The organism is Bacillus sp. 05T31 (genome assembly GCF_056396725.1).
Map to the genome: position 1 here is coordinate 1 of NZ_JBFTMA010000724.1, position 2,226 is coordinate 2,226.

General features: G+C 34.4%; 3 protein-coding genes and 2 pseudogenes. All 5 read right to left on the minus strand.

All coding sequences use genetic code 11. From position 1 onward, the window contains the following. Nucleotides 1-747, minus strand: a 747-nt coding sequence (arsB, locus tag AC1DJR_RS27285; RefSeq protein WP_477003974.1) for an ACR3 family arsenite efflux transporter, incomplete at its 3' end; no start/stop codon positions are given. An 18-nt stretch (nt 748-765) separates the two neighbouring features. Next, entirely contained in the window at nt 766-1,203 is a 438-nt protein-coding gene (locus AC1DJR_RS27290) for an ArsI/CadI family heavy metal resistance metalloenzyme (RefSeq protein ID WP_215576448.1), read from the minus strand. 60 nt (nt 1,204-1,263) lie between these two features. Beyond that, nucleotides 1,264-1,575, minus strand: a complete 312-nt coding sequence (gene arsR, locus AC1DJR_RS27295; protein WP_429688461.1) for an arsenical resistance operon transcriptional regulator ArsR — start codon at nt 1,573-1,575, stop codon at nt 1,264-1,266. A gap of 73 nt (nt 1,576-1,648) precedes the next feature. After that, nucleotides 1,649-1,954: pseudogene (locus AC1DJR_RS27300) on the minus strand (GNAT family N-acetyltransferase); the annotation flags it as partial. After that, a pseudogene (locus AC1DJR_RS27305) lies at nt 1,953-2,060 on the minus strand (cupin domain-containing protein); the annotation flags it as partial. The pseudogenes AC1DJR_RS27305 and AC1DJR_RS27300, both read right to left, overlap by 2 nt. Nucleotides 2,061-2,226 lie beyond the last annotated feature (166 nt).

Here is a 2,226-nt window from a genome sequence, read left to right on the forward strand (position 1 = left end):
ATCTAATGGTACACTAACAATCATTTCCCCTTTTAAAGAGAACATAACGATGATTGTAAATAATAATGCAAGTAATGTAAGTGGACTAATCTTCGGTATAAATACCTTTTCATACCACTGTCTTCCTTTTAACTTAACTAGTACAAAGCGTGTTAACATACCTGCTATAAAAGGAATTCCCAAATAGATAAATACTGATTTCGCTACTTCTATCATTGTAATATCGACAATAGCCCCTTCAATCCCTAACCATTCTGGAATGACTGTTACAAACACGTATGCATAAACGGAGAAGAATAACATTTGGAATACTGAGTTAAAAGCTACTAAACCTGCTGCATACTCTTTATCCCCATCTGCTAGATCGTTCCAAACAATTACCATTGCAATACAACGTGCTAAACCAATCATAATGAGCCCGACCATGTATTCTGGCTTATCTGGAAGAAAAATAATTGCTAAAACAAACATAAGTACAGGACCAATAATCCAGTTTTGCACTAAAGATAAAACCAATACTTTTACATCTTTAAATACTCGACCCATTTCCTCGTAACGAACTTTCGCCAACGGTGGATACATCATGACAATTAAACCAACAGCGAGCGGGATGGACGTCGTTCCAACTTGTAATGTATTTAGTCCGTCTACTACACTAGGAAACACAAACCCTAAACCAATCCCAACAGCCATAGCTAGAAAAATCCATAGTGTTAAATATCGATCTAGAAAAGATAAACGTTTCATTTTATTTTCCATCTCCTATTAACAACAAGAATTTTTATCTACTACGTTAGAAGTCGTGCAACAAGATGGATCTTCAATTTTATGAACATCACTATGTGCTTTTGTATAAAAGAATTCCCACTCGTTCCCATCAGGATCCGTTACCCAAAACTTATCTTGAACCGCATAGCAACAAGTTGTATCCATCTCATCACGCGCAAAGAAACCTTCTTTTTCTAATCTTTCTTTATGTAATGTAATTTCTTCAGCTGTATCCACTTGGAAACCGAAATGATTTACCTGATTTCCCTTCACTTCATCTCTTACGTTCAGTGTGAAATTAAGTCCTGGCGTCTCTAATAAAAATTTTGCATAATCCACTTTCACCTTAACTGGTGACACACCAAATACCTTTTCGTAGAATTCGATAGACTTCTCTAAATCCGTAACATTTATACCAACGTGAACATATCTCATCGCTTATTCCTCCTCTTAAAATGTTATTAATCAATTTTTTTTGATTAATAGTGCAAAATTTTAACAACAACTTCCTTTTCCTGTTTTTCTAAAGATACAACATAATTCTTCTGATAATAAATTATTTACTTCCGCATCATTTAAATCATAATAACTCCACGTACCTTTTGTTTCTTTTACAATTAAGCCGGCATCTAACAGGATTTTTAAATGATATGACAACTTAGATTGCGTCATTTCGAAAACCCCTGTTAAATCACACACACAAGTTTGTCCTCGTTGACAAAGTTCATACATAATCTCTAAACGTTTCTGATCAGCTAACGCTTTAAACTTTTTCTCATACAACTGAAAATCCTGTGCCACTATCATTCACTCCCCCTTCATCAATTTTTTTTGATATTTATAGTATATACAATCCTTAATTCATCATGCAACTAATTTATCAATTTTTTTTGATTAATATAGAACACCTTTCTCTAATCATACCTGTGCCACAAGTATATTCATAATGCCTCAGTAACCCCTCTCTTCTAAAGCCTTRCTTTTCTACTAGTTTTTGTGATGGGAGATTMGCAGGTTCAATTAAAGCCTCAATTCTTTCTAACTGAAAGTGATGATAGCCATACTTAACAACGGCCTCCAATGCTTCACTAGCTAGCCCTTTTCCCCAGTAATCTTTGCTTAATTCATATCCAACTTCAGCTCGATAATGTTTGGTAAGCATATTAAGAAAACYACAACTTCCTATACTCCCCCAGAATCTTAACTAACTTAAACTGATAGTCATTCATTTCACCAATGACTTTGGGCGACCAGTGTTCACTGAATTTGGACAGTTTCTCGCTTAATAGCATTATAATTGATATAAATCCCCCCAAAACTATTCTTACCCTTATTTTACAAATACATATAGATTTTGGTTCATAAACACCTATCTTGTCTCACTATATCATTTCGGGAAAATTGTACGTTTAGACACATCTAAACCGGTTCCCTGTACGTTAAGGAATTAGGTTCTAT

Bases quoted from the DNA above. Each gene is read 5' to 3' on its own strand.
- AC1DJR_RS27290 (WP_215576448.1), bottom strand. From the start codon at position 1,203: ATGAGATATGTTCACGTTGGTATAAATGTTACGGATTTAGAGAAGTCT.
- arsR (WP_429688461.1), bottom strand. From the start codon at position 1,575: ATGATAGTGGCACAGGATTTTCAGTTGTATGAGAAAAAGTTTAAAGCG.